This window comes from Isoptericola croceus (genome assembly GCF_029382255.1).
Classification (GTDB): Bacteria; Actinomycetota; Actinomycetes; order Actinomycetales; family Cellulomonadaceae; genus Isoptericola; species Isoptericola croceus.
Map to the genome: position 1 here is coordinate 66145 of NZ_JARLLG010000012.1, position 23534 is coordinate 89678.

The following is a 23534-nucleotide window of genomic DNA, read 5'->3' on the forward strand; positions in this document are numbered from 1 at the left end:
TCACTCGGCCACGGCCAGCGCGACGGCCCGGGCGACCGGCTCCGGGTCGTCGCGCAGCAGCCCGACCGTGACGCGCACGTGCCCGGCGCCTCGGACGGCGCCCTCGCCACCGCCGGCCTCGTCCCGCCGGGCCCGGAACGGTGATCCCGGGGCTACCCGGACGCCGGCTGCCTCGAGCCGCACCCGAGCGGTGGCCTCGTCGGGCACCGAGAGCCAGAGGTTCACCCCGTCGCCCGCGCGTGCCTCCACACCATGCCGGGCGAGGGCCGCGACGAACCCGCGCTGCCGGGCGTGGTACAGGCGCCGCGCGTGCTCCACGGACGCGACCGCCGTGGAGTCGGTGAGCAGGTCGACCAGGACGCGCTGCAGCAGCCGGCTGGTCCAGCCGGGGCCGAGCATGCGGCGTGCCACGAGCGGGTCGAGCACGGTGGCCGGGCCGCCGACGGCGGCGATGCGCAGGTCGGGGCCGTGCGACTTGGAGTACGACCGCACGTGGACCACGCGGTCCGGCAGGTAGCTGCCGAGGCTGACGTCCCGGGCGGAGGAGATCAGCCCGGAGTGGTCGTCCTCGATGACGACGACGCCGGTCCCGAGCCGTCGCAGCAGGCCCGCCAGCTCGCGCGCTCGCGTCGAGGTCAGGCTGCGGCCCGTCGGGTTCTGGGCGCGCGGCTGCAGGACGACGGCGCGCACGCCCCGGCCCAGTGCCGCGGCCAGCGCCCGCGGCCGCACGCCGTGCTCGTCGAGGGCGAGGGGCACCCGCTCCAGCCCGAGCTGGTCGAGCAGGTCGAACGTCGGCGGGAAGCCCGGATCCTCGACGGCGACCCGGTCGCCGAACCCGACGACCTGCTCCAGGGACCGTCCGATCGCGTCGAGCGCCCCGTCGACCACGGTGACGCGCTGCGGCGTGAACGGCCAGGACTCCCGCATCAGGCGCTCGAGCTCGGGGACCACCGGCGAGTCCAGATAGCTGCTCGTGTCGGCGGCGGGGGCGTGCTGCGCGGCGCGGGCGAGCGCGGTCCCGAGCCGGGGCAGGAGCTGAGGGTCGGGCGTACCCCCGGACAGGTCGACGCGGGGCGCGTCGGGCCCCCGGGCACTGCCCGGGAGGATGTCCGCCGGTGCGCCGCCGTCGGCCATCGACCGGTAGCGAGGGGGCATCCAGCTGCGTGGGGCGGGGAGCACGGAGGTCCCCGCCCGGCCTCGCGAGGCGACGAGTCCGACGGCGGACATCGCCTGGAACGCGCCGCTGACCGTCGCCGGGCTGACTCCGAGCTCGCGGGCCAGGTCGCGCACGGTCGGCAACCGGTCACCGGGTCGCAGCGCGCCGGAGCGCACGAGACGCGAGAGCGAGGCGGCGATGCCGCGAGGGCTGCGCTCGGCGACCTCGGCGGCGAGCCGGGCGGCGTCGTAGGAGGGCTCCATGCGGCCATCGTGCCTGCCCGTGGGGCCCGGAACCGCAGTGTTTACGTGGCCGACCCCGATGGACCCGGCATCGAAACCCAGGGTTACGCCGCAGAAATGTTCAAGCCACAGAGTCACGTTCGTCGTCATCTCGTGGGAGGCCCGGCCGACCGCGACGGAACTTCGGAAGGTCGTAGACATGAGCGTGGTACGCGTCGCATTCACCCAGGCCCGGTGGACCGGTGACAAGGAGTCGATGATCGCCCTGCACGAGCAGTGGGCGCGGGAGGCGGCCTCGCAGGGCGCACAGGTCGTCGCGTTCCAGGAACTGTTCTACGGGCCCTACTTCGGCATCACCCAGGACACGGAGTACTACGACTACGCCGAGTCGGTGCCGGGCCCCACGGTGGACCGCTTCGCCGCGCTGGCCGCCGAGCTCGGCGTCGTCCTGGTTCTCCCGGTCTACGAGGAGGAGCAGCCCGGGGTGCTCTACAACACCGCGGCGGTGATCGACGCGGACGGCACCTATCTCGGCAAGTACCGCAAGCACCACATCCCGCACCTGCCGAAGTTCTGGGAGAAGTTCTACTTCCGTCCCGGCAACCTCGGCTACCCGGTCTTCGAGACGGCGGTCGGCAGGATCGGTGTCAACATCTGCTACGACCGGCACTTCCCGGAGGGCTGGCGGGTCCTCGCGCTGAACGGTGCCGAGATCGTCTTCAACCCGAACGCGACCGCGCCCGGCGTCTCCAACCGGCTGTGGGAGATCGAGCAGCCCGCGGCCGCCGCGGCGAACGGCATCTTCATCGTGGCGAACAACCGCGTCGGCCGGGAGGACAACGAGTACGGCGACGAGGCGGTCGCGTTCTACGGCAGCTCCTACGCCGTGGGACCGGACGGCAACTACGTGGGCGACGTCGCCAGCGCCACCGAGGACGAGCTCGTCATCCGTGACCTCGACCTGGGCCAGATCCGCGAGGTGCGCGAGCGCTGGCAGTTCTTCCGCGACCGCCGGCCCGACGCCTACGGGCCGATCTCGGCTCCCTGACCGGCACGACCGCGACCCGCCAGCCCTGGAGGCCCACCATGAAGACCCTCATCACCGGCGGGACCGTCGTCAACGCGTCCGGCCGCTCCCGTGCCGACGTCCTGATCGACGGCGAGAAGGTCGTCGCCCTGCTCGACCCCGGCTCCACGGCCCTCGGCGTGGACCTCGCGCGTGCCGTGGACACGATCATCGACGCGACCGGCAAGTACGTGGTGCCGGGCGGGATCGACGCCCACACCCACATGGAGATGCCCTTCGGCGGCACGTTCGCCTCGGACACCTTCGCCACCGGGACGACGGCGGCCGCCTGGGGCGGTACGACCACGATCGTCGACTTCGTGGTCCAGTACCCGGAGCAGAACGTGCTCGACCAGTACGCGCTCTGGCAGGAGAAGGCGGCCGGGAGCTGCGCCGTCGACTACGGCTTCCACCAGATCCTCTCGGACGTGCAGGACTCCTCCCTGCACGCGATGGACGAGCTCATCGACGAGGGCGTGACGAGCTTCAAGCTCTTCATGGCCTACCAGGGGGTCTTCCTCTCCGACGACGGCCAGATCCTGCGGGCCATGCAGAAGGCGGCCGACAACGGCGCGATGATGATGATGCACGCGGAGAACGGGGCCGTCATCGACGTCCTGGTGCAGCAGGCGCTCGCCGCGGGCAACACCTCGCCGTTCTTCCACGGCACGACCCGGCCCTGGCAGGCGGAGGCCGAGGCGACGTCGCGAGCCATCATGCTCGCCGACCTCACGGGAGCCCCGCTGTACGTGGTGCACGTCTCGGCCAAGCAGGCCGTCGAGCAGATCGCGCTCGCCCGCGACCGCGGGCAGAACGTGTTCGGCGAGACCTGCCCGCAGTACCTGTACCTCTCGCTGGAGGAGCAGCTCGGCGCCCGCAGCGAGCAGTGGGGCGACTTCGAGGGCGCCAAGTGGGTGTGCTCCACGCCGTTGCGCTCGCGGGCCGAGGGCCACCAGGACCACATGTGGCAGGCGCTGCGGACCAACGACCTGCAGCTCGTCTCGACCGACCACTGCCCCTTCTGCATGAAGGACCAGAAGGAGAGGGGCGTCGGGGACTTCTCGAAGATCCCCAACGGCATCGGCTCGGTCGAGCACCGGATGGACCTCATGTACCAGGGCGTCGTCACCGGGAAGATCAGCCTCGAGCGCTGGGTCGAGATCACCTCGGTCACCCCGGCGCGGATGTTCGGCATGTACGGGCGCAAGGGCGTCATCGCCCCGGGTGCCGACGCCGACGTCGTCGTCTACGACCCGGCCGGGCACACCAGCATCGGAGTGGGCAGGACCCACCACATGAACATGGACTACTCGGCCTGGGAGGGCTTCGAGATCGACGGGCACGTCGACACGGTCCTCTCGCGTGGCCGCGTGCTCGTCCAGGACGACACCTTCGTGGGCGAGGTCGGCCACGGCCGGTACGTCAAGCGTGACCTGACCCAGTACCTCGTCTGACGGCACCTGCCGACCAACCTCAGGAGATTCCCCATGGACTTCGGTGTCGTCCTCCAGACCGACCCGCCCGCCTCGCGCGTCGTCGAGCTCACCCGGCAGGCAGAGAATCACGGCTTCGACTACGCGTGGACCTTCGACTCCCACCTGCTGTGGCAGGAGCCTTTCGTCATCTACTCGGCGATGCTCGCCGCCACCCGCAGGATCACGGTGGGCCCGATGGTCACTAACCCGGCGACCCGGGACTGGACGGTCCTGGCCTCGCTGTTCGCCACCCTCAACGACATGTACGGCAACCGCACCATCTGCGGGATCGGCCGGGGCGACTCCGCGGTGCGCACCCTCAACGGCCGGCCGTCGAACCTGGCCACGCTGCGCGACGCCGTCCACGTCATCCGTGAGCTCGGCAACTCCCGGCCGGTGGAGGTGGGCGACCGCACGGTGCAGTTCCCGTGGAGCACGGGCTCGACGCTGGACGTCTGGGTGGCCGCCTACGGGCCGAGGGCGCTCGCGCTGACGGGGCAGGTGGGCGACGGGTTCATCCTGCAGCTCGCCGACCCGGACATCGCCGCCTGGATGATCCGTGCGGTGCGCGACTCGGCGGAGGCCGCCGGACGCGACCCCGACGAGATCGCGTTCTGCGTCGCGGCGCCTGCCTACACCGGCGACGGCGCCTCCCCGGCCGTCCGCGCCCACATGCGCGAGCAGTGCCGGTGGTTCGGGGGCATGGTCGGCAACCACGTGGCCGACATCGTGTCGCGGTACGGCACGGACTCGGCGATCCCGAAGGCCCTGACGGACTACATCCGTGACCGCGAGGGGTACGACTACAACGAGCACGGCCGGGCCGGGAACTCCCACACCCGGTTCGTGCCCGACGAGATCGTCGAGCGGTTCTGCCTGCTCGGCCCGCCCGCGGAGCACGTCGCCAAGCTCGAGGCCCTGCGCGACCTGGGCGTCACCCAGTTCGCCGCCTACCTGCAGCACGACAACAAGGACGACACGCTGCGCACCTACGGCGAGCGGGTCATCCCGGCCCTGCGCGAGCTGGCGGCGGCGAGCGCATGAGACGCCAGGTCGTGACCGGTGCGGCCGGGGTGCTCACCCTGGCCGTGCTGTGGGAGGGATACAAGCTCCTCGCGCCCGACGACGGCGTGGTCGTCGCCGGGCTGACGGTGCTGCCGCGCTCGAACGACGTCGCCATGCCGCACCTGTGGGACATGGCTGCCCGGGCGGCCGCGCCGGTGACGTCCGCCCCCGGGGCCGAACCGCTGTGGCTCGCCGTGGGGCAGGCCGCGGCGTTCACGCTCGGTGTCGCCGCGGTGGGCTGGGTGGTCGGTGTGACGGTCGGCCTGCTCACGGCGACCCTCATGCAGAGATTCCGCACGGCGGAGTCCGCCCTGCTGCCGTGGGTCGTGCTCAGCCAGACCGTCCCGCTCATCGCGCTCGCCCCGCTGGTACGCCGCTGGGGGAGCCAGCTCGAGATCGGCGCGTTCGCCTGGCAGGACTGGATGTCGGTGGCCGTCATCGCCTCCTACCTCGCGTTCTTCCCGGTCTCCGTCGGGGCGCTGCGCGGGCTGTCCTCGCCCGACGCCGTCCACGTCGACCTGCTGCGGTCCTACGGGGTGGGCTGGTGGCGCACGTACTCCACGCTGCGGCTGCCCGCCGCGGTGCCCCACCTGCTGCCCGCCGTGCGCCTCGCCGCGGCCAACGCCGTCGTCGGCGCCGTCGTCGCCGAGGTCTCCATCGGTCTGCGCGGCGGCATCGGCCGCATGATCGTCGAGTTCGGCGCCAGCGCGAGCGCCGACCCGGCCAAGCAGTGGTCGCCCATCGCCGGCGCCGTCGTCGTCGGCCTCGTCGCCGCGGGCGCGTGCGTCCTCCTCTCCCGTGCCCTGGACCGCTACCGCGTCTCGGAGGTCTCATGAGTGCCACCGCCCCTACCAGTCCGTCCAGTCGGTCCGGTCCCGTCGAGCCGGCCGGCCCACCAGACAGCCCCGACGCCACCACGACGGCCGCGGCCGCGGTCGAGGTGCGCGGCGTCAGCCGTCGGTTCGCCTCGCGGTCCGGCGACGTCGTGGCACTGTCGGACGTCGACCTCACGGTGCGTGCCGGGGAGTTCGTCTCGCTCATCGGCCCGTCCGGGTGCGGCAAGTCGACGCTGCTGCGCCTGATCGCCGACCTCGACCGGCCGACCGGCGGCGAGCTGACGGTCTTCGGCAGGCCCCCGCACGTGGCACGGCAGAACCACGACTTCGGCATCGCGTTCCAGCAGGCCGGCCTGCTGCCCTGGCGGTCGGTCCGGGCCAACGTCGAGCTGCCGCTCGAGCTGCACGGCACCGGTCGCGCGGCGCGCCGTGCGCGCGCCACCGAGCTGCTCGGTCTCGTCGGCCTCGCCGACTTCGCCGACCACCGCCCGGACCAGCTGTCGGGCGGGATGCAGCAGCGGGTCGCGATCGCCCGGGCGCTCGCAGAGAGCCCCAGCCTGCTGCTCATGGACGAGCCGTTCGGCGCGCTCGACGAGATGACCCGTGAGCACGTCCAGACGGAGCTGCTGAGGCTGCGGGCGGAGTCCGGTGCCGCCGTCGTCTTCGTCACCCACTCCATCCCGGAGGCCGTGTACCTCTCGGACCGGGTCGTGGTGATGTCGGCCCGGCCCGGTCAGGTCCGCGAGATCGTGCCGGTCGCGCTCGGGAGTGCCGGTGACCGGACCGACGGGCTGCGGGAGGACGACCAGTTCTTCGACCGGGTGCGGGCTGTGCGCGAGGCGCTCCACGGCACGGACGGTGCGACCGGCGTCGGGCGCGGGGTGGACCAGCGGTGAGGGCAGCCCGGCGGTGGCGCGAGGTCGTCGCACCCGTCCTGCTCGGTGTCGTGGCGCTGCTGGCGTGGCAGGCGACCGTGGTCGGCCTGGAGCTCCGGCCGTTCGTCGTGCCGAGCCCCACCGCGATCGGCGAGCAGCTCGCCGACCACGCCGCGGTCATCGCGGCGGCGAGCTGGTCGACGGCGCGCAACGCCTTCTGGGGACTCCTGATCGGTGTGGCCGTGGCGCTCCTGGCTGCCGCGGTGTCCGCCGCCGTGCGGGTGGTGGACGAGATGTCCGCCCCGCTCGTGGCGGCGACCGCCGTCGTGCCGATCGTGGCGCTGGCCCCGGTGCTGTACACGATGTTCGGCGCGAACGCGCAGACCGCGCGGATCGTCGTGGCCGCGATCGTGTCGTTCGTCCCCGTCTACGTCAACACGCTGCGCGGCCTGCGAACGGTCACGCCGGTCCACCGTGACCTCATGCGGGTCTACGCGGCGACCCGCCGCCAGACGACGCGGGTGGTCACCCTCCCCGGAGCGCTGCCGTTCTTCTTCTCCGGGCTACGGGTCGCAGCGTCCGTGGCCGTCATCTCCGCCCTGGTCGCCGAGTACTTCGGCGGTCCAGTGGACGGGCTCGGCAAGGCCATCACCTCGGCCGTGTCGTCGAGCAACTACCCGCTCGCCTGGGCCTACGTCGCCGGGGCCGTCGTCATCGGCCTCGTCTTCTTCTGCGCCACGCTCGCCCTCGAGCGCGGCGTGCTGCACCGCGGGAACCTCCGCCAGCGACCCTGAACGACCACGAGAGGAACGGAACATGAAGCACACAGCGCGCACCACCCTCGGGATCGGTGCCATGGCGACCACCGCCGCACTCGCCCTGTCGGCCTGTGCCGGCGAGGCCGAGTCGGCCGACGTCGGATCGGCCGAGGGGTTGACTCCCGTCACCCTGCAGCTGCAGTGGGTGGCTCAGGCGCAGTTCGCCGGCTACTACGCCGCGCTCGACCAGGGCTACTACGAGGCCGAAGGGCTCGACGTCACGATCCAGGAGGCCGGCACGGACACCGTGCCGATCGACGTCCTCGCCGCGGGCGACGCCGACTACGCGATCTCCTGGGTGCCCAAGGTGCTCGGTTCGATCGAGCAGGGCACCGAGGTGACGAACGTCGCCCAGGTGTTCGAGCGCTCCGGGACGCTGCAGATCGCGTTCGCGGACTCCGGTATCGCGGGGCCGGAGGACCTCGCGGGCAAGAACGTGGGCTCCTGGGGCTACGGCAACGAGTGGGAGCTGTTCGCCGGGATGCAGCAGGCGGGCCTCGACACCTCGAGCGACATCTCGCTGGTGCAGCAGGCCTTCGACATGAACGGCTTCCTCGCCGGGGACATCGACGCGGCCCAGGCCATGACGTACAACGAGTACGCCCAGGTCCTGGAGACCGTGAACCCGGACACCGGTGAGCTGTACCGGCCCGAGGACCTGACCGTCATCGACTGGAACGAGGCCGGCACCGCCATGCTGCAGGACGCGATCTGGGCCGACACGGCACGGCTGGCTGAGGACGACGCCTACGCCGAGACCACCGTGAAGTTCATCAAGGCCTCGCTCAGGGGATGGGCATACGCCCGCGACGACGCCGAGGCCGCCGCCGGCATCGTGACGGCCGCCGGCTCCACGCTCGGCCAGAGCCACCAGCTCTGGCAGACCAACGAGGTCAACAAGCTCATCTGGCCCTCGACCTCGGGCGTCGGCACGATCGACGCCGACCAGTGGGAGCAGACCGTCGACATCGCGATGGGCACGCAGAACGAGACCGGCGCCACCATCATCACCGCCGAGCCGCCGGAGACGGCCTACTCCAACGAGTACGTCGAGCAGGCGCTCGCCGAGCTCACCGAGGAGGGCGTCGACGTCATGGGGGAGGCCTTCGCCCCGATCGACGTCACCCTCGCCGAGGGCGGCGAGTAGCACCCTCAGCCGGGCGTGGCGCCGCCCACCCCCGGGCGACGGCGCCACGCCCGGCACACTGGACCGCACCAACGGTCCCACGGAAGGAAACCAGTGGACATCGCTCAGCTCGCCGGCGCCGACCTCGACGCCGCGGTCCTCGAGGCCGACCACCGCCACGTGCTGCACTCCTGGTCCGCGCAGGCCCACCTGCCGACCTTCGTCGTGGCCGGCGGTGCCGGCTGCCGGGTGTGGGACCACGCCGGCAACACCTGGCTCGACTTCTCGAGCCAGCTCGTCAACACCAACATCGGCCACCAGCACCCCGCGGTGGTGGCCGCCATCAAGGAGCAGGCGGACCTGCTGACGACCGTCTCGCCGGCCACCGCCAACGCCACCCGCGCCGAGGCCGCCGAGCGCATCCTGGCACTCGCGCCGGCGGGGTTCAGCAAGGTCTTCTTCACCAACGGCGGCGCCGACGCCAACGAGAACGCCGTGCGCATGGCCCGCCTGCACACCGGGCGCGACAAGGTGGTCTCCGCCTACCGCTCGTACCACGGCAACACCGGCTCCGCCGTCGTCGCCACGGGGGACTGGCGGCGCGTGCCGAACGAGTACGCCCGGGGTCACGTCCACGTCTTCGGGCCGTACCTGTACCGCTCGGAGTTCTGGGCCGACTCACCCGCGCAGGAGTGCGAGCGTGCCCTGCAGCACCTCGAGCACGTCGTGGTCGCGGAGGGCGCCGCCTCGATCGCGGCGATCCTGCTGGAGACGGTGCCCGGCACCGCCGGCGTGCTCGTCCCGCCGCCCGGCTACCTCACCGGCGTCCGCGAGATCTGCGACCGGTACGGCATCGTGCTCATCCTCGACGAGGTGATGGCCGGGTTCGGTCGGACCGGGTCGTGGTTCGCGTTCTCCCAGCACGATGTGGTCCCGGACCTCGTGACGTTCGCCAAGGGGGTCAACTCCGGCTACGTGCCCGCCGGCGGCGTGCTCGTCAACGCCGAGATCGCCGCCACCTTCGACGAGCGGGTGTTCCCCGGCGGGCTCACCTACTCCGGGCACCCGTTGGCGATGGCCGCGATCGTCGCGACGCTCGGCGCGATGCAGGCCGAGGGCATCGTGGAGAACGCGGCCCGCATCGGCCAAGACGTGCTCGGCCCGGGCCTCGCCGCGATCGCGGCCGAGAACTCCCTCGTGGGTGAGGTGCGCGGGACCGGCGTCTTCTGGGCCCTCGAGCTCGTGGCCGACCGGCACTCGCGCGCCCCGCTGCCGCCCGCCACGATGGCCCAGGTCAAGGCGTTGTGCCTGGAGCGCAGGCTGCTGCCGTTCGTGGTCGAGAACCGGGTGCACGTCGTGCCACCGTGCGTCATCGGCGAGGATGAGGCCCGGGAAGGACTCGGCATCCTCGCGGGCGTCCTGCGTGACGTCACGACCTGAGCCGCCGTCCTGGCCCGCCACCACCGCACCACCAAGGAGATCTGATGAGCACCACGCCCGCGCCCGCACGCCGCATCCTGGTCACCGGTGCGTCGTCCGGCATCGGTGCTGCCACCGTCCGCCGACTGCGCGCCGAGGGGTTCGCCGTCGTCGCCGCGGCCCGGCGGGCCGACCGGCTCGAGGCGCTCGCGGCCGAGACCGGCGCCGAGGCCTACCCGCTCGACGTCACCGACGCCGCCGCTGTCGATGCTCTGGTCGCCCACCTGGGTGGGACCGGCGGGCTCGACGGCGTGGTGAACAACGCCGGTGGAGCATTCGGCGTCGACCGGGTGGAGGACGCCGACCTGGACCAGTGGCGTCAGATGTACGAGCTGAACGTCCTCGGTACCCTGCGGGTCACGAAGGGCGTGCTGCCGCTGCTGCGGGCTGCGGCTGAGCGCGGCGGAGGCGCCGAGGGGGCGGGTGCGGACGTCGTCGTGGTGACCTCGACGGCGGCGCACGGCGCCTACGAGGGCGGTGCCGGGTACACGGCGGCCAAGCACGGCGAGCGGATGCTGTCGACGACCCTGCGCTGGGAGCTCGCCGGCGAGCCGGTCCGGGTCGTCGAGATCGCCCCGGGCGCGGTGGCCACCGAGGAGTTCTCGCTCGTGCGGTTCGACGGTGACGTGGAGAAGGCCGCGGCAGTCTACGAGGGCTACCAGCCGCTCGTGGCCGACGACGTCGCCGACGCGATCGGGTACGCCCTGACCCGGCCGCCGCACGTGAACCTGGACCTGATGGTCATCCGCCCGCGCGCCCAGGTGCACAACTCCAAGATCGCCCGCACCGGCGTGTGACCGGCGCGTGCCTCAGGTGCGGGCGGCCGCGGCCAGCCGCAGGCCGAACGCGACGAGGACGCCGCCGGTGACCCGGTCGATCCACCGGACGGCACCCGACTCGCGCAGGCGCCGACCCCAGTGGCCCGCGCCGAGGATCACCAGTGACAACCAGGTCGTCCCGAGCGCACAGTGGACCAGTGCGAGCGCCACGCCCATGACCAGCGGATTCGCGCCGTCGGGCACGAACTGCGGGATGGCCGCGACGTAGAAGACACCGACCTTGGGATTCATCAGGTTGGTGCCGAGCCCGATCGTGAAGTCGCGCCGACGCCGCCGGGGCGGTGTCGCGCTCCGCGGGGCGTCGGTCCCCGCCAGCTCGCGCGCGTCCGTGTGCCGGCGGCGCAGCGAGCTCCAGATCATGGACCCTCCGAGCCATACCAGGTACACGGCGCCGGCGACGGTGAGCACGCGGTACGCGGTCTGGCTGGCCGCGAGGAGCGCGGCCGCCCCACCGGCGGCCGCGGCTCCCCAGACCAGGGTGCCGACCTGGATGCCGAGCAAGGCGGCGAACCCGTGGGCGCGCGAGCGGGAAACGGTGCTGCGCAGCACCAGCGCCGTGTCGAGGCCGGGGATGACGGTCAGCAGGCCGGCGACCAGGGCGAACGCGAGCAGTGAGTCGGTGACGGACACGCTGCGAGCCTACGCACGGGGGCCGGCGCGCCGGGTCGGGGAGCGGGTGGCCCGATCGGGCCAGGCGGTGTGCACCCGAAGTTGGCCCGCACGGTGGAAGCGACCGCGCCACCCCGCGACGGATGCTGAGTCCAGCCAGTCCCGCCCGGGGACCGGCACCGCAGAGAACGGACTCGAACCATGCCTCTCATCCAGGTCAACGTGATCAAGGACGTCTTCACCCCCGCGCAGAAGGCGGAGATCATCGGCCGCCTCACGGACGCCATGGTGGGCGTCGAGGGCGAGGCCATGCGCCCCGTCACGTGGTGCGTCATCCACGAGGTGGCCAGCGGCGACTGGGGGATCGCTGGCAACCCGCTCACAACCGCCGACGTCCACGCCCTCGCCGCTGCCGGCGTCTGAGGGTTGCCACCGCCACCGACCGGGGGCAGGCTGACAAGGTGGACGTGGCGGCCGCGCAGGCGGCGCTGAGGGGTGGCCGCTGGCGCGAGTCCGCGGCTGCCTTCTCGGCGCTCGCGGCCGACACCGACGACCCGGCAGCCCACGAAGGCCTCGCCCAGGCGGCCTGGTGGCTCGACGACGCCGAGCTGACGCTGAGCGCCCGGGAGGCCGCGTATCGCCGCTACCGCCTGATGGCCGACGTGCCGGGCGCCGTCCGCAGCGCGGCCACCCTCGGCTACGACTCCGCCCTCTTCGGCGCAGGCGTCGCCGTCGGGCGCGGCTGGCTGGCGCGCGCGGCAGACCTCCTCGACGGGCGCTGCGACGTGCCCGAGGCCGGATGGCTCGCCGTGCGGCAGGCGGAAGTGGCGCTCGCCGTCGATCACGACGCTGCTGCTGCCCTGCGCGCAGCGACGATCGCTCAGCAGATCGGCCACAGCACGGCGGACGTCGACCTGACGATCGTCGGACAGGCCCTGGTGGGGCTCGCCAGGGTCAGGCTCGGCCAGGTGTCGACGGGGATGCCGCTGCTCGACGGGGCATCGGCGGCTGCGACGTCAGGCGACGTCGAGGACCTGATGTGGATGGGGAAGATCCTCTGCTGGCTGATCACCGCGTGCCAGGACACGCATGACCTGGACCGCGCCGGAGAGTGGTGCGCCCGGGTCGAGGAGATCTGTGCCCGGCGGGACCTCGCACCGCTGTTCCTCGTCTGCCGCACGCAGCACGCCTCGGTGCTGGTGGCCCAGGGGGACTTCGCACGAGCGGAGGCCAACCTGACCGATGTGCTGACGCTGCTCGAACGGTCCCGCCGGGGCAACCGGACGGACGCCGTCGTGCAGCTGGGGGAGCTGCGTCGCCGTCAGGGGCGGCTCGCGGACGCCGAGGCGTTGCTGCGGCAGGCAGGGTTCGACCCCCGCGCGCTGACCGCGCTCGCCCTGGTCCGGCTCGCCCAGGGGGACGCGGAGCGCGCCTGGTCGATCGTCTCGGAGGTCCTGCGGGCCCTGCCCGCGGGCCAGCAGCTCGAACGCGTCGACGCGTTGGCGGTCGTCGTGGCGGCCGGGGCGCGAGCCGGCCGCCCGGAGGAGGCCCGCGATGCTGCCGCCGCGCTGCGTGACATCGCCGACACGATCGGCACGGACTTCCTGCGGGGGACCGCGGCGGCGGCCGAGGCCAGGCTCTGCCCTGCCGAGACCGCACCGGCGTTCTGGGAGTCCGCCGTCCGGCACTTCCACGCGGCAGGTCTGCCCTTCGACGAGGCCGAGTCCCGGCTGGAGCTCGCCGAGGTGCTGCTCGAGGTCGGCAACGAGCCCGGTGCCCGCGAGCACGCCACCGTGGCGCTGGAGACCCTGTTGCCGCTCGGCGCGGGTAGTGCCATGGAACACGCGACAGCGATCCTCGTCCCGACCGGTGCCGACCCGCTCACGGAGCGCCAGACGGAGGTGCTCCGGCTGCTCGCGCGGGGCCTCACGAATGGCGAGATCGCTGCGGCGCTGCAGCTGAGCGAGCACACCGTCCACCGCCACGTCGCCAACATCTACCGCGCGCTCGACCTGAGCTCGCGCGTCGCCGCCGCGACGTACGCCGTGAACCGGGGGCTGACCTGAGCAGCCCGCCACGATGCGCATGTCCGGGCCTCAGTCGACGCTCTGGTCGCCCACCTGGGTGGGACCGGCGGGCTCGACGGCGTGGTGAACAACGCCGGTGGAGCGTTCGGCGTCGACCGGGTGGAGGACGCCGACCTGGACCAGTGGCGTCAGATGTACGAGCTGAACGTCCTCGGTACCTTGCGGGTCACGAAGGGCGTGCTGCCGCCGCCGCCGCTGCCGCCGCCGCTGCCGCTGCTGCGGGCTGTGGCGGAGCGCAGCTGGGGCGCCGAGGGGGCGGGTGCGGACGTCGTCGTGGTGACCTCGACGGCTGCGCACGGCGCCTACGAGGGCTCATCCGCCCGCCATCTGACCTGGTGCCTCGGGCGAGGTTCCCCGGTCGGCCGATGCGCCTTAGTCTCCCGCTATGAGTAGCCGGTGGTCGGCGCAGCACGAGGAACTGCCCGACGGGTCACTGCGTGGGCCCGACGCTGTCGTCTACCGCCGCACTCCCCGGCGGGTCACACGGCGGCTCGGGGCAGAGATGATCGCTGCCGGTGCTGCCGTGGTGACGAACGTCTACCCCGAAGGCATGACGTTCTACGGGCAGGACACGGCGGAGGCCGCGTGGTCGCGGATCGCGCAGGACGTCGTCGTCGGCCGTCGACCTCCGGTCCGGGACCTGCAGTGGGTGGGTCATGTGTGGGTGTCGGACGACGGGCACCTGCTCCTGCGGTTCGACGGCGAGCACTAGGAAGGAGTGTCTCCGGCGCCTGCTGGCGACAGGGGAGCGTCCTCCGCGGAGGTGCGTCCGGCGAACGCGATGACGGGCAGGACGAGCAGGGCGAGCAGCCCGCCGCCGAGGGCCAGGACCGCGAAGCTCGACGAGGCGACGACGAACCCGGAGCCGAGACCGCCCGCGGCCCCTGACAGCGCCACGGCGAGGTCGACCGACCCCTGCGTCCGCGCACGGGTGGCCAGTGGCACCGACGTCGTGAGCAGCGCGGTGCCGGACACCAGCCCGAGGCTCCACCCGAGGCCGAGCAGTCCCAGCCCGACGGCGAGACCGACCACGGACGACGGCGGGACGAGCGCCGAGACCAGGCCGGCCGCCAGCAGGGTGGCGGCCGCCGCGACGGCGACGCGCACCGGTCCGTACCGGTCGGTGAGCCAGCCCGAGAGCGGCGAGGGCAGGTACATCATCCCGACGTGCACGGCGATGACGAACCCTGCGGTGGCCACGGCGTGCCCGTGGTGCCCCATGTGGACCGGCGTCATGGTCATGATCGCGACCATCACGCCCTGGGTGAGCACCATGATCGTGCCGGCAAGCAGCACGGTGCGCCGCACCTGGCGGTCCGTCGGTTCGGCGAGGTCCGTCGTTGGTGCCGTCGTCGTCTCAGCCGTGCCGGCCCCGGGCTCGGTCGGTAGGCCGACGGGGACGGCACGCATCACGTCCTGCTCGGCCGCGGCGCGCTCGCGGGCGAGCAGCAGCGGGTCGGGCCGCAGCAGCACCCAGAGCACGATGCCCGCGGCCGCATAAGCGACACCGCCGAGGACGAACGGGCCGGCGAGGGGCGGGATGCCCCATGCGCCGGCGAGGTCGCCCATGACCCCGACCAGGTTCGGCCCCGCCACGGCGCCCACGGTGGTCGCCACCAGCACCGTCGACACGGCCCGGCCCCGTCGCTCGGGGGAGGCCAGGTCGGCGCCCGCGTACCGGGCCTGGAGGTTCGTCGCGGTGCCGGCACCGTAGACGGCGAAGGCCACGAAGAGGAGCGCGACGTCGTCGAGCACTGCGGCGAGCACCACCCCGGCGGCGCCGATCGCCCCGGTGAGGTAGCCAACGGTCAGACCCGCGCGCCGGCCCCACCGCTGGGAGAGCCTCCCGACGGCGAGCGCGGCGGCCGCCGAACCGGCCGTGAAGAGTGCCGCGGGCAGGCCGGCGTAGCGGGTTGCGCCGAGCATGTCGGCAGCGAGGAGCGCGCCGACCGTGATCCCGGCCGCGAGCCCGGCGCCGGAGAGCACCTGCGCGAGGACGAGCACGAGGATCGTCCGATGTTGTTGCGGGTCGGGCGTCGACGCGTGGGGTGCGGTGGTGTCGTCGACCGAGGCGGGACCAGGGTCAGCACCCATGTCTTCTCCAAAGATCTATGGAATAGTGGAACCTACGGTAGGTGACGGACGGCCACCTGTCCATGGTGACCGGGGCGGCGGCCGGAAGTCGACGGCTTCTGGCAGGAGTCGGAGCGAGACAGGAGCGGAGATGGACAGACGCGAGGCGAAGGAGTCGTTGTTCGACCATTTCGCGCACGTGGCGCGGGCGCTGGGCAACGCCAAGCGACTCGAGCTCGTCGACCTGCTCGCCCAGGGTGAGCGGTCGGTCGAGACGCTCGCGGCGACGTCGGGCATGAACCTCACGACGGTCTCGGCCAACCTGCAGGCGCTCCGTCGAGCGAACCTCGTCGCTACGCGACGAGAGGGGACCCGGATCTTCTATCGCCTCGCCGGCCCCCACGTCGCGAACCTCTACCTGCAGTTGCATCGCGTCGCCGAGACCGCGTCGCCCGGGCTGCGCTCGGCGGCCGAGGCGTTCCTCGGGCCCGACGACACCGAGGAGATCGGCCGTGACGAGCTGCGCCGCCGCCTCCACGACGGCAGCGTCACCCTCCTCGACGTGCGGCCGGCCGAGGAGTACGCCAGCGGGCACCTGCCTGGTGCCGTGTCCATCCCGTACGACCAGCTGGCCGATCGGCTCGACGAGCTCCCTGCCGATACCGAGGTCGTCGCCTACTGCCGGGGGCCGTACTGCGTCCTCGCCCACGACGCGGTGCGGGTGCTGCGTGACCGGGGCCGCGTCGTCCGGCGGCTCGCCGACGGCGTGCTGGAGTGGGAGGCGGCACGGCTCCCGGTCGTGAACCCTTGACGCCGAGGACCGACGGTATGGCGTCAGCTGATCGGCCGGGCGGGAGCATCGTCGAGGTCCCGGCCGAGGAACTCGCGCAGCACGCCGACCCAGTCGTCGAAGGCGTCGAGGTGGGCGTCGTGGCCGGCGCCGGCAAGGTCAGCGCGCCACGTCCCGGGACGGCGACGGATCAGCTCGTCCTTCGCCTCGGTAGTGAACATGCCGCCGTCAGCGAAGACTGCGAGCGTCGGGGTGGTCAGGGCCTCCCACTCGTCCCACCGAGGCACATGGACCGCCTCGATGACGGCCTGCATGACGTCGGCGTCGAACCGCGGGCGCAGGCCGTCGGCCCCGCGCTCGAGGTCGTCGATCCATGCGCCGGCGAGAGGCGAGTCCCCGAGGAAGCTCCGTGCGGCGGCTTCGTCGGCGAACGGCAGCGGCCAGGACGCGAAGAACTCGCCGAGCCCGCGCGCGGCGTCGGGATCGTCGTCGCCGCCGACGTGTCCCTCGAGCATGACGAGCCGGTCGACCAGGTCGGGTCGGGTCGCGGCCGTCAGACATGCCGTGTGGGCTCCCATCGACTGACCCACCAGACGCACCGGGCCGGCGGTCAGGTCCTCGATCGCGGTGACGACGTCGGCCACGAAGGCCTCGCGTGACACGTCGCCGGGTCGCCGGGTGCTGCGGCCGTGACCCCGCTGGTCGACCAGGAGCACACGGAACCGGTCGGTGAGCGCGTCTGCGGTAGCCAGCAGCTCCCGCGAGCTTCCCGCCAACCCGTGCAGCAGGACCACCGGGGGGCCGTCGCCGCCGCGATCGGTGACGGCGAGGAGCACGCCGTCCCGCCGGACGATCAGATCTGGCGTCGTCATCGGTCGTCGCCCCTTCGGTGTGGTCGGGTGTCGGGCAGAGAGTACGGACTGTGGCGTCGGCGGCGATGAGTACGGCGGCGACATCCAGTCTGTCCTGGCGCAGCCGCCGCCGGACCGTCGGACCGTCGGCACCTACCGAAGGAGTTCGTCCGTGGACCAGAGAGCCATCATCTGGGACGCCGTGCACGCGGAGCGTCGCCGCCTCGCCCGTGATCTCGAGCGCCTGCCGGCGGAGCAGTGGGACACGCCGTCACTCTGCCCCGCATGGTCCGTGCACGACGTCCTGGCCCACCTCATCGACTCCGCGACGACGACGCGGTGGGGATTCGTCCGGCAGATGGTCACCGCTCGGTTCGACTTCGACCGCGCCAACGATCACGGGGTGGCGCAGCACCGAGCGGCTGACCCGCAGCACACCCTGGAAGCGTTCCGCGCGGTGATCGACCGCACGGACACCCCTCCTGGCCCGTTGGCGACGCGGCTCGTGGAGGCGTATGTCCACGGCGAGGACATCCGGCGACCACTCGGGATCGAAGCCTCCTATCCGCCGGAGCACGTGATGGCCGGGCTGGAGTACATGGCGCGCACCGGAGCACGGTTCGGGGGTGGGAGGGAGCGCGTCGAGGGAACCCGGCTGGACCCGACCGACACGGACGGGAGCATCGGCGAAGGAGCCCTGGTCCGGGGCAGCGCCATCTCGTTGCTCCTTGCGGCTTCCGGACGGCCGGTGAGCCCTGGAGAGCTGAACGGCGCAGGCGCCGTGTGTTCGGGAGATCGCCGACCGGGCAGCATGGGTCCATGACGATGCCGGCCGACAGTCACGTGCACAGCGAGTGGTCTTGGGACACCGGTGGCCCCGACTCCCATGCGGTGGGGCGCATGCGATCCACGTGCGCACAGGCGGTGAGGATCGGGCTCGAGGCGGTCTACTTCACCGAGCACCTCGACATCCCCGATACCTGGCGCGCGGAGCCCGAGGACCTGATGCCCCACCAGCAGGGCTTCCTCAACAGCGCTGGCAGAGTCGACTTCGCACCGTTCGACGCTGCCGGCTACCTGGGCGCCATCGACCGCATGCGCCACGAGTTCCCTGACCTTCGCATCCACACCGGGGTCGAGTTCGGGCAGCCGCACCTCGTCGGCCGTCGGGCCGCAGAAATCGTCGACCTGGATCTCATCGATCGGGTTCTCGGCTCGCTGCACACGCTCGACCTCGGTGACGGGCACGCAGAGCCCCACACCCTGTTCCGTGACCACCACCCGGCCAAGGTCATGGACGCGTACCTCGAACAAGTCCCCGTCATGGTGAACGGCTCCGACGCGTTCGAGATCTCCACGCACATCGACTACGCGGTGCGGACGTGGCCGGCTCGAACCGCAGGGCCGTTCGATCCTCGCCCCTTCGAGGAGGGCTTCCGGGTGGCTCTGCGGTCGATCGCCGAAGGCGGTCGCGCTCTCGAGATGAACACGCGGCGGCTGTGGTCGTGGATCCCGGAGTGGTGGGCCGACGCAGGCGGGAAGGCGGTGAGCTTCGGTAGCGACGCTCACACACCCGACGCCGTCGCGGCCAACTTTCCCGAAGCGACCGCGATGCTCGAGCACTTCGGCTTCCGACCGGGAAGTGCAGCAGAGGAGCTATGGGTTCGTTCCCGCGTTGTCTAGCCTCGGGCTTTCATCGTCCGGTCGCCCGGGTGGCGGACCGACAAGAGAAAAGTGATCCTGACCTGGGGTGATACGGCTTGTCGAAGGTCGTATCGGTCCAGGATGAGGAGCACTTCTCAGGTGCGCAAGGTTACCGGGTTCCAACCCGAAGAATCACGAAACGGTAACCACTCCCAGGGACCTGACCCAGCTTCCGTGGGCACACGCCCTTACATCAGGGCATCTACATGCTGTAGTTCGATGAAACTGGCCGACTGAGGTATGGGCGAACGTCTACAACGCTCATGCCTGCTGCCACTGCTGCTCGGACCCCCTCGTCGCTGTCCTCGTAGACGAGACATTTGGAAGGTGTCGCGCCGAGTTGGTGAGCGGCGGCAACGAAGATGTCGGGCTCCGGCTTGCCCCGTTCGACGTCGTCACGGGTGACGAGGGCGGTGAAGGCGTCGCGGAACGGCTGGTGGGTCAGAGTTGTCTCGATTACCCGCCGGGATCCTCCGGAGGCGATCGCCATGGGAACCACCCCCTGCATTGCTTCCACCACAGCAGCGACCTCCGCATGCGGTCTGACCTTGCTTGCCTGCTCGAGAAAGATCTCGTCGCGACGTCGCACAAGGGTGGCCACTGACACACCCAACTCACGACCACTCTCCGTGAGGAGCGCCTGGACGAGGTCCGCCGACGACAAGCCGGTGCGTGCTTCGAACCACTCCTGGGCCAAATCAAGACCGTGTTCAGACAGAGCTGTGGCCATGGCTTCGTAGTTGGCGGCCTGGCTGTTGACCACGGCACCGACGTGCGCCGTCCGGTGGTGATCGACGTGGACGCCACGCTGGTGAGCGCGCACTCCGAGAAGGAGCACGCGCGCCCGACGTTCAAGCGCGGGTTCGGGTTCCACCCGTTGTGCGCGTTCGTCGACCACGGCCCGGACGGCACCGGGGAGCCGCTGACGATCCGGCTACGGCCCGGCAACGCTGGGTCGAACACCGCGGCCGACCACATCGCGGTGATCACGGCCGCGTTGGCGCAGCTGCCCGGCCACCCCGGCCGGACCCGCGCGAGCAAGAAGATCCTGGTGCGCACCGACGGGGCCGGGTCCACCCACACGCTCCTCGACTGGCTGGCCCGGCAGCGTCTGGGCTACTCGGTCGGGTTCACGTTGCCCGCCCACACCCCGGACCTGATCAACATCCTCGACGACGCCGACGTGTGGACGCCGGCCTACGACGCCCACGACCAGGTCCGCGACGGGGCCTGGGTCGCCGAGCTGACCGGGCTGCTCGACCTGACCGGCTGGCCGCCCGGGATGCGCGTCATCGTCCGGAAGGAACGCCCGCACCCCGGTGCCCAGCTGCGGTTCGACGACGTCGACGGCATGCGGATCACCGCGTTCGCCACCAACACCCGCCCCGGCGGGCCGGGCACCCAGCTCGCCGACCTCGAGCTGCGCCACCGCCGCCGCGCCCGGGTCGAGGACCGCATCCGCATCGCCAAGGACACCGGGCTGGCCAACCTCCCGCTGCGCGGCTTCGACGCCAACCGGATCTGGAGCGCCATCGTGATGCTCGCCCTCGACCTGACCGCGTGGATGCAGACCCTCGCCCTCGCCGAGCACGACGCGCGCCGGTGGGAACCGAAGAGGCTTCGCCTACGGCTGTTCAACATCCCCGCGGTCATCGCCCGTCGCGCACGCCAGCGCGTGCTGCACCTGGCCGAACATGCCCCCTGGGCGAACCTCGTCACCGACGGGCTCAACCGGCTCCGAAGCCCGTGCACCGCGCCCGGCTGACGACATCACCATCCTGTCCCGACGACCCCCAGCACGCCCCGGACCCGTGGATCCCGCGCACCGACCGCCGTCGGCCGCTTCGTCGTACCCACCTGCAAGAATCACGCCTCAACAACGGCTTCCACGCCGTCACGAGTCGGCTCAGTGGGCCGATGAAAGTTCGAGGCTAGGAGGAGCGCCATGCGGCCATGTACCGACACGAAGTCGGTCCCGTGGAGCAGCAGAGGAGGTTCCATTCCACGGAGCCATGGTGCGCCGACGCCGCGCAACACCCGCGCGTTGGATTCGTGGTCTTGCGACAGCGGAGTTCCGGTCGGCCAAGCACCTGCTCGTCGTCAACGCCCAGGAGACAGAACATGACCGCTCAGGCCGCTACAGACAAGTCCGCTCCGCTGCCGAACGCTGGCCACCTGCCGCCCGAGGCGTTCCATCGCTGGTACGGGGGCTGGGATCCACTCGACCCAGCCTCCGTTGCGCACTTCATGCGGGGCTTCGACCGACCGTGGTGGATCATCGGCGGCTGGTCGATCGAGAAGTGGACGGGTGTCTCGCGGGCGCACGAGGACATGGACGTCTCGATATTCGCTTCGGACGCCGAGGCGTTCCGCCTCTTCCTCGCCGGTCGCTGGACGCCGTGGAACATGGACGACGGCTGGCTGCGGCCCTTCGACCATCGATTCCGAGACGTGCGTCGCGACAGCTCGGTCTGGGTGCGGAAGGACGCGCAGTCCGCCTGGGTACTCGACGTTCCCCTGACCCCCGACGAGGGCGGGAAGTGGACGAACAAGAAGCTCCCGGGCCACACCGCTCCGCTGGATGGGGCCACATGGGTCGCCGACGACGGGCTGCGGTATCTCCGCCCCGAGATCGCGCTCTTCATGAAGCATCAGCAGGTGCGCGAGAAGGACCGCGCGGACGCCGAGGCCCTCCTCCCGCGCTTCGACCAACAGCAGCGACAGTGGCTGCGGCGCGCGGTCGCGCAGGTGCAACCCGATCACCCTTGGCTGGAGACTCTCTAGTACCGACGCGTTCACAGGTCGAGGGTTCGGAGGAACGGCAATCATCGTGCAACACACGGCTCTCTGGCCCGCCGGCCTTGAGCCTCCTCGCGGAACTCAGTTCGGCACACCGGTCCAGCGGCTACGACGAGCTCCGGTCCGACACCTAGAGGCACTCCGAGCAACTCGATCGCTCGAGAGGCGACGGGGCCATCATTTCACAGCAACGATCGCGTCAAGTTGCGTAGGCGGAGGACTGAGAAAACTAGGTTGCACGTCGACAACATGTCGACCTGCAACGCAGATTGCACGGGCACGCCGCTGTACCGTTCACACTCTCGGGCGTGTTGCGGTGGGCGTGCAAAGTGGGCTGCGCGACCCTTCAGGAGGATTGATCGGCTTGGTCGGAGCGATCCGCAGCTGCAGATCGGCAGGATGACGAAGTATGACCTTGTACCTGGCGGGAGGCGGCACGCCTCATCAGGAACGGCTCGTGTGGAGGGAAGCGTTCGCCGGAGTCCGGCGCGTCGTCTACTGGCCGTTCGCGCTGCCTGAACCCGTGATCGTCGAGGCCGGGGCATGGCTCGCCTCAGCGGTCATCCAGCTGGAGATCGAGGTCGACGAGATCGACATCTGGCCAGACCTCGACGGGCGATCTCCAGGAGGCCTCGCCCAGACAGACCTGCTGTTCGTCGGAGGCGGGAGGACGTCGAAACTGGCCTCTCATGTACGCGAGCACGGATTCGCCGAAGCCGTCCGCAAGTACGTCGCCGACGGCGGGCGCTACTACGGTGGGAGCGCCGGCGCAGTCCTGGCCGGTGACTCGATCGCCATCGCGGCACTGGCCGACTCAGACCCGGACGCTGCAGGTCAGGTCGGACTCGGGCTCCTGCCGGGGCTTTCCGTACTCCCGCACAGTGACGCGTTCGCTCCCGACGCCGTCGGCAACTGGGCGGCCGAGCTCGCCCAGACTGTGGTGGCGATCCCCGAGGCGTCCGGACTGGCGATCGACGATGGGACCTGTCGAGTCATCGGGCCTGATCCGATCAACCTCGTCCGCCAGGGTGAGGCGAAGGAGTACGCCGAAGGGACGATCGTCCCGTTTGGCGGATGAGATCGCCACGGCGGCGATGGGCTCGACACAGCGCGGCGGGGACGCGGCTACGCCGAGAGCCGATTGTTCCCGCCTGTAGGCGATGCGTGACCGGTTCTACTTGTCCCAGACAGCCATCCACGGCAATCCCCGGCGGGCACGTTCGTCGTTCACAAGCTCCTCGATGAGCCCGCGCTTGGCTGCCGTGTACTCGCGTCCGTCCGTGTGCTGATCCACCAGCGACTGTTTCAGCTCGGCGTACTGTCGACGAGCCCGTGGGTCCTGCAGCAGTCTGTCGCGGAACATTCGCTGGTGGCAGTGTTCCCACTCGTCGTTCGCGAACACGTGCAGGATGTGCGTCCTGTCCCCGTTGGCGGACCGCATCTAGGCTGCACGTCGACAGCGGACGCACGTGAGCGCACCAGGTTGCGCGGCTCGCTATCATCGAGGCACAGGCATCGACCCGGCCATCACCGGTGAGCCTCCGGAAGAACAGCCCGCACACACGGGCCCAGTAGACCCGGACGGGTAGGCCCGTCACAGCCGTCAAGGAGCGGCGGACCCCAGGGTCCGCAAGCGGGGTGGTA

23 protein-coding genes and 2 pseudogenes are annotated in these 23534 nt (G+C 71.4%); 19 read left to right on the plus strand and 6 right to left on the minus strand.

Going from position 1 to position 23534, the window contains the following annotated elements; all coding sequences use genetic code 11:
• Positions 1–1419 (minus strand): aminotransferase-like domain-containing protein, encoded by a 1419-nt coding sequence (locus PZC42_RS18980; RefSeq protein ID WP_277213376.1) that lies wholly within the window; start codon positions 1417–1419, stop codon positions 1–3.
• Between the two features lie 178 nt (positions 1420–1597).
• Between PZC42_RS18980 and PZC42_RS18985 the strand changes: the two genes are divergently transcribed.
• From PZC42_RS18985 to PZC42_RS19025, 9 genes are all read left to right on the plus strand, one after another.
• Positions 1598–2446 carry a nitrilase-related carbon-nitrogen hydrolase gene (locus PZC42_RS18985; RefSeq protein ID WP_277213378.1) on the plus strand — a complete coding sequence of 283 codons (849 nt, stop codon included), beginning with the start codon at positions 1598–1600 and terminating at the stop codon, positions 2444–2446.
• Positions 2447–2484: 38 nt separating this feature from the next.
• Positions 2485–3918: a dihydropyrimidinase gene (gene hydA, locus PZC42_RS18990; RefSeq protein ID WP_277213380.1), complete on the plus strand. Its 1434-nt coding sequence runs from the start codon at positions 2485–2487 to the stop codon at positions 3916–3918.
• Positions 3919–3951: 33 nt separating this feature from the next.
• Positions 3952–4983, plus strand: a complete 1032-nt coding sequence (locus PZC42_RS18995; RefSeq protein ID WP_277213381.1) for a TIGR03842 family LLM class F420-dependent oxidoreductase — start codon at positions 3952–3954, stop codon at positions 4981–4983.
• On the plus strand, positions 4980–5840 hold the full coding sequence (locus PZC42_RS19000; protein WP_277213382.1) for an ABC transporter permease: 861 nt from the start codon (positions 4980–4982) through the stop codon (positions 5838–5840). Before PZC42_RS18995 ends, PZC42_RS19000 begins: the two co-directional genes overlap by 4 nt.
• Positions 5837–6736 carry an ABC transporter ATP-binding protein gene (locus tag PZC42_RS19005; RefSeq protein WP_277213383.1) on the plus strand — a complete coding sequence of 300 codons (900 nt, stop codon included), beginning with the start codon at positions 5837–5839 and terminating at the stop codon, positions 6734–6736. Before PZC42_RS19000 ends, PZC42_RS19005 begins: the two co-directional genes overlap by 4 nt.
• The gene (locus tag PZC42_RS19010) at positions 6733–7509 is read left to right on the plus strand and encodes an ABC transporter permease (RefSeq protein WP_277213384.1); all 777 of its coding nucleotides are present in this window, start codon (positions 6733–6735) and stop codon (positions 7507–7509) included. Before PZC42_RS19005 ends, PZC42_RS19010 begins: the two co-directional genes overlap by 4 nt.
• Positions 7510–7531: 22 nt before the next feature.
• Positions 7532–8680, plus strand: coding sequence for an ABC transporter substrate-binding protein (locus PZC42_RS19015; protein WP_277213386.1), 1149 nt, complete (start codon positions 7532–7534; stop codon positions 8678–8680).
• A 93-nt stretch (positions 8681–8773) separates the two neighbouring features.
• Positions 8774–10099, plus strand: coding sequence for an aspartate aminotransferase family protein (locus PZC42_RS19020; protein WP_438802975.1), 1326 nt, complete (start codon positions 8774–8776; stop codon positions 10097–10099).
• 44 nt (positions 10100–10143) lie between these two features.
• On the plus strand, positions 10144–10935 hold the full coding sequence (locus PZC42_RS19025; RefSeq protein WP_277213388.1) for an SDR family oxidoreductase: 792 nt from the start codon (positions 10144–10146) through the stop codon (positions 10933–10935).
• Positions 10936–10947: 12 nt separating this feature from the next.
• Here the strand turns inward: PZC42_RS19025 and PZC42_RS19030 are convergent, their stop codons facing one another.
• Entirely contained in the window at positions 10948–11607 is a 660-nt protein-coding gene (locus PZC42_RS19030; RefSeq protein ID WP_277213390.1) for a LysE family translocator, read from the minus strand.
• A gap of 180 nt (positions 11608–11787) precedes the next feature.
• Between PZC42_RS19030 and PZC42_RS19035 the strand changes: the two genes are divergently transcribed.
• From PZC42_RS19035 to PZC42_RS19050, 4 genes and pseudogenes are all read left to right on the plus strand, one after another.
• Entirely contained in the window at positions 11788–12009 is a 222-nt protein-coding gene (locus tag PZC42_RS19035) for a tautomerase family protein (protein WP_277213391.1), read from the plus strand.
• A gap of 38 nt (positions 12010–12047) precedes the next feature.
• Positions 12048–13652, plus strand: coding sequence for a LuxR C-terminal-related transcriptional regulator (locus tag PZC42_RS19040; protein ID WP_277213393.1), 1605 nt, complete (start codon positions 12048–12050; stop codon positions 13650–13652).
• Positions 13653–13673: 21 nt separating this feature from the next.
• Positions 13674–13991 (plus strand): annotated as a pseudogene (locus PZC42_RS19045) (SDR family NAD(P)-dependent oxidoreductase); the annotation flags it as partial.
• A gap of 67 nt (positions 13992–14058) precedes the next feature.
• Positions 14059–14385: a hypothetical protein gene (locus PZC42_RS19050; RefSeq protein ID WP_277213395.1), complete on the plus strand. Its 327-nt coding sequence runs from the start codon at positions 14059–14061 to the stop codon at positions 14383–14385.
• On the opposite strand, the gene PZC42_RS19055 is transcribed toward PZC42_RS19050, so the two are convergent.
• On the minus strand, positions 14382–15767 hold the full coding sequence (locus PZC42_RS19055; RefSeq protein WP_277213396.1) for an MFS transporter: 1386 nt from the start codon (positions 15765–15767) through the stop codon (positions 14382–14384). The genes PZC42_RS19050 and PZC42_RS19055 overlap by 4 nt on opposite strands.
• 130 nt (positions 15768–15897) lie before the next feature.
• Between PZC42_RS19055 and PZC42_RS19060 the strand changes: the two genes are divergently transcribed.
• Positions 15898–16557: an ArsR/SmtB family transcription factor gene (locus PZC42_RS19060; protein WP_277213398.1), complete on the plus strand. Its 660-nt coding sequence runs from the start codon at positions 15898–15900 to the stop codon at positions 16555–16557.
• Between the two features lie 23 nt (positions 16558–16580).
• On the opposite strand, the gene PZC42_RS19065 is transcribed toward PZC42_RS19060, so the two are convergent.
• Positions 16581–17408, minus strand: coding sequence for an alpha/beta fold hydrolase (locus tag PZC42_RS19065; protein ID WP_277213400.1), 828 nt, complete (start codon positions 17406–17408; stop codon positions 16581–16583).
• A gap of 151 nt (positions 17409–17559) precedes the next feature.
• Here PZC42_RS19065 and PZC42_RS19070 point away from each other — a divergent pair, with 151 nt between their 5' ends.
• Together PZC42_RS19070 and PZC42_RS19075 are read left to right on the plus strand one after the other, a co-directional pair.
• Entirely contained in the window at positions 17560–18210 is a 651-nt protein-coding gene (locus tag PZC42_RS19070) for a maleylpyruvate isomerase family mycothiol-dependent enzyme (RefSeq protein WP_277213402.1), read from the plus strand.
• Positions 18207–19070, plus strand: a complete 864-nt coding sequence (locus tag PZC42_RS19075; RefSeq protein ID WP_277213403.1) for a PHP domain-containing protein — start codon at positions 18207–18209, stop codon at positions 19068–19070. Before PZC42_RS19070 ends, PZC42_RS19075 begins: the two co-directional genes overlap by 4 nt.
• Positions 19071–19293: 223 nt before the next feature.
• On the opposite strand, the gene PZC42_RS19080 is transcribed toward PZC42_RS19075, so the two are convergent.
• Positions 19294–19821, minus strand: coding sequence for an HAD family hydrolase (locus PZC42_RS19080; RefSeq protein WP_306575757.1), 528 nt, complete (start codon positions 19819–19821; stop codon positions 19294–19296).
• A 12-nt stretch (positions 19822–19833) separates the two neighbouring features.
• Between PZC42_RS19080 and PZC42_RS19085 the strand changes: the two are divergent.
• The 3 genes and pseudogenes from PZC42_RS19085 to PZC42_RS19095 form a co-directional block, all read left to right on the plus strand.
• Positions 19834–20856 (plus strand): annotated as a pseudogene (locus tag PZC42_RS19085) (IS1380 family transposase); the annotation flags it as partial.
• Positions 20857–21212: 356 nt separating this feature from the next.
• Entirely contained in the window at positions 21213–21875 is a 663-nt protein-coding gene (locus PZC42_RS19090) for a nucleotidyltransferase domain-containing protein (protein ID WP_277213406.1), read from the plus strand.
• Between the two features lie 424 nt (positions 21876–22299).
• Positions 22300–22968: a Type 1 glutamine amidotransferase-like domain-containing protein gene (locus PZC42_RS19095; protein ID WP_277213408.1), complete on the plus strand. Its 669-nt coding sequence runs from the start codon at positions 22300–22302 to the stop codon at positions 22966–22968.
• A gap of 96 nt (positions 22969–23064) precedes the next feature.
• Here PZC42_RS19095 and PZC42_RS19100 read toward each other — a convergent pair whose 3' ends face one another.
• Positions 23065–23331, minus strand: coding sequence for a GrpB family protein (locus PZC42_RS19100; protein ID WP_277213410.1), 267 nt, complete (start codon positions 23329–23331; stop codon positions 23065–23067).
• Positions 23332–23534 lie beyond the last annotated feature (203 nt).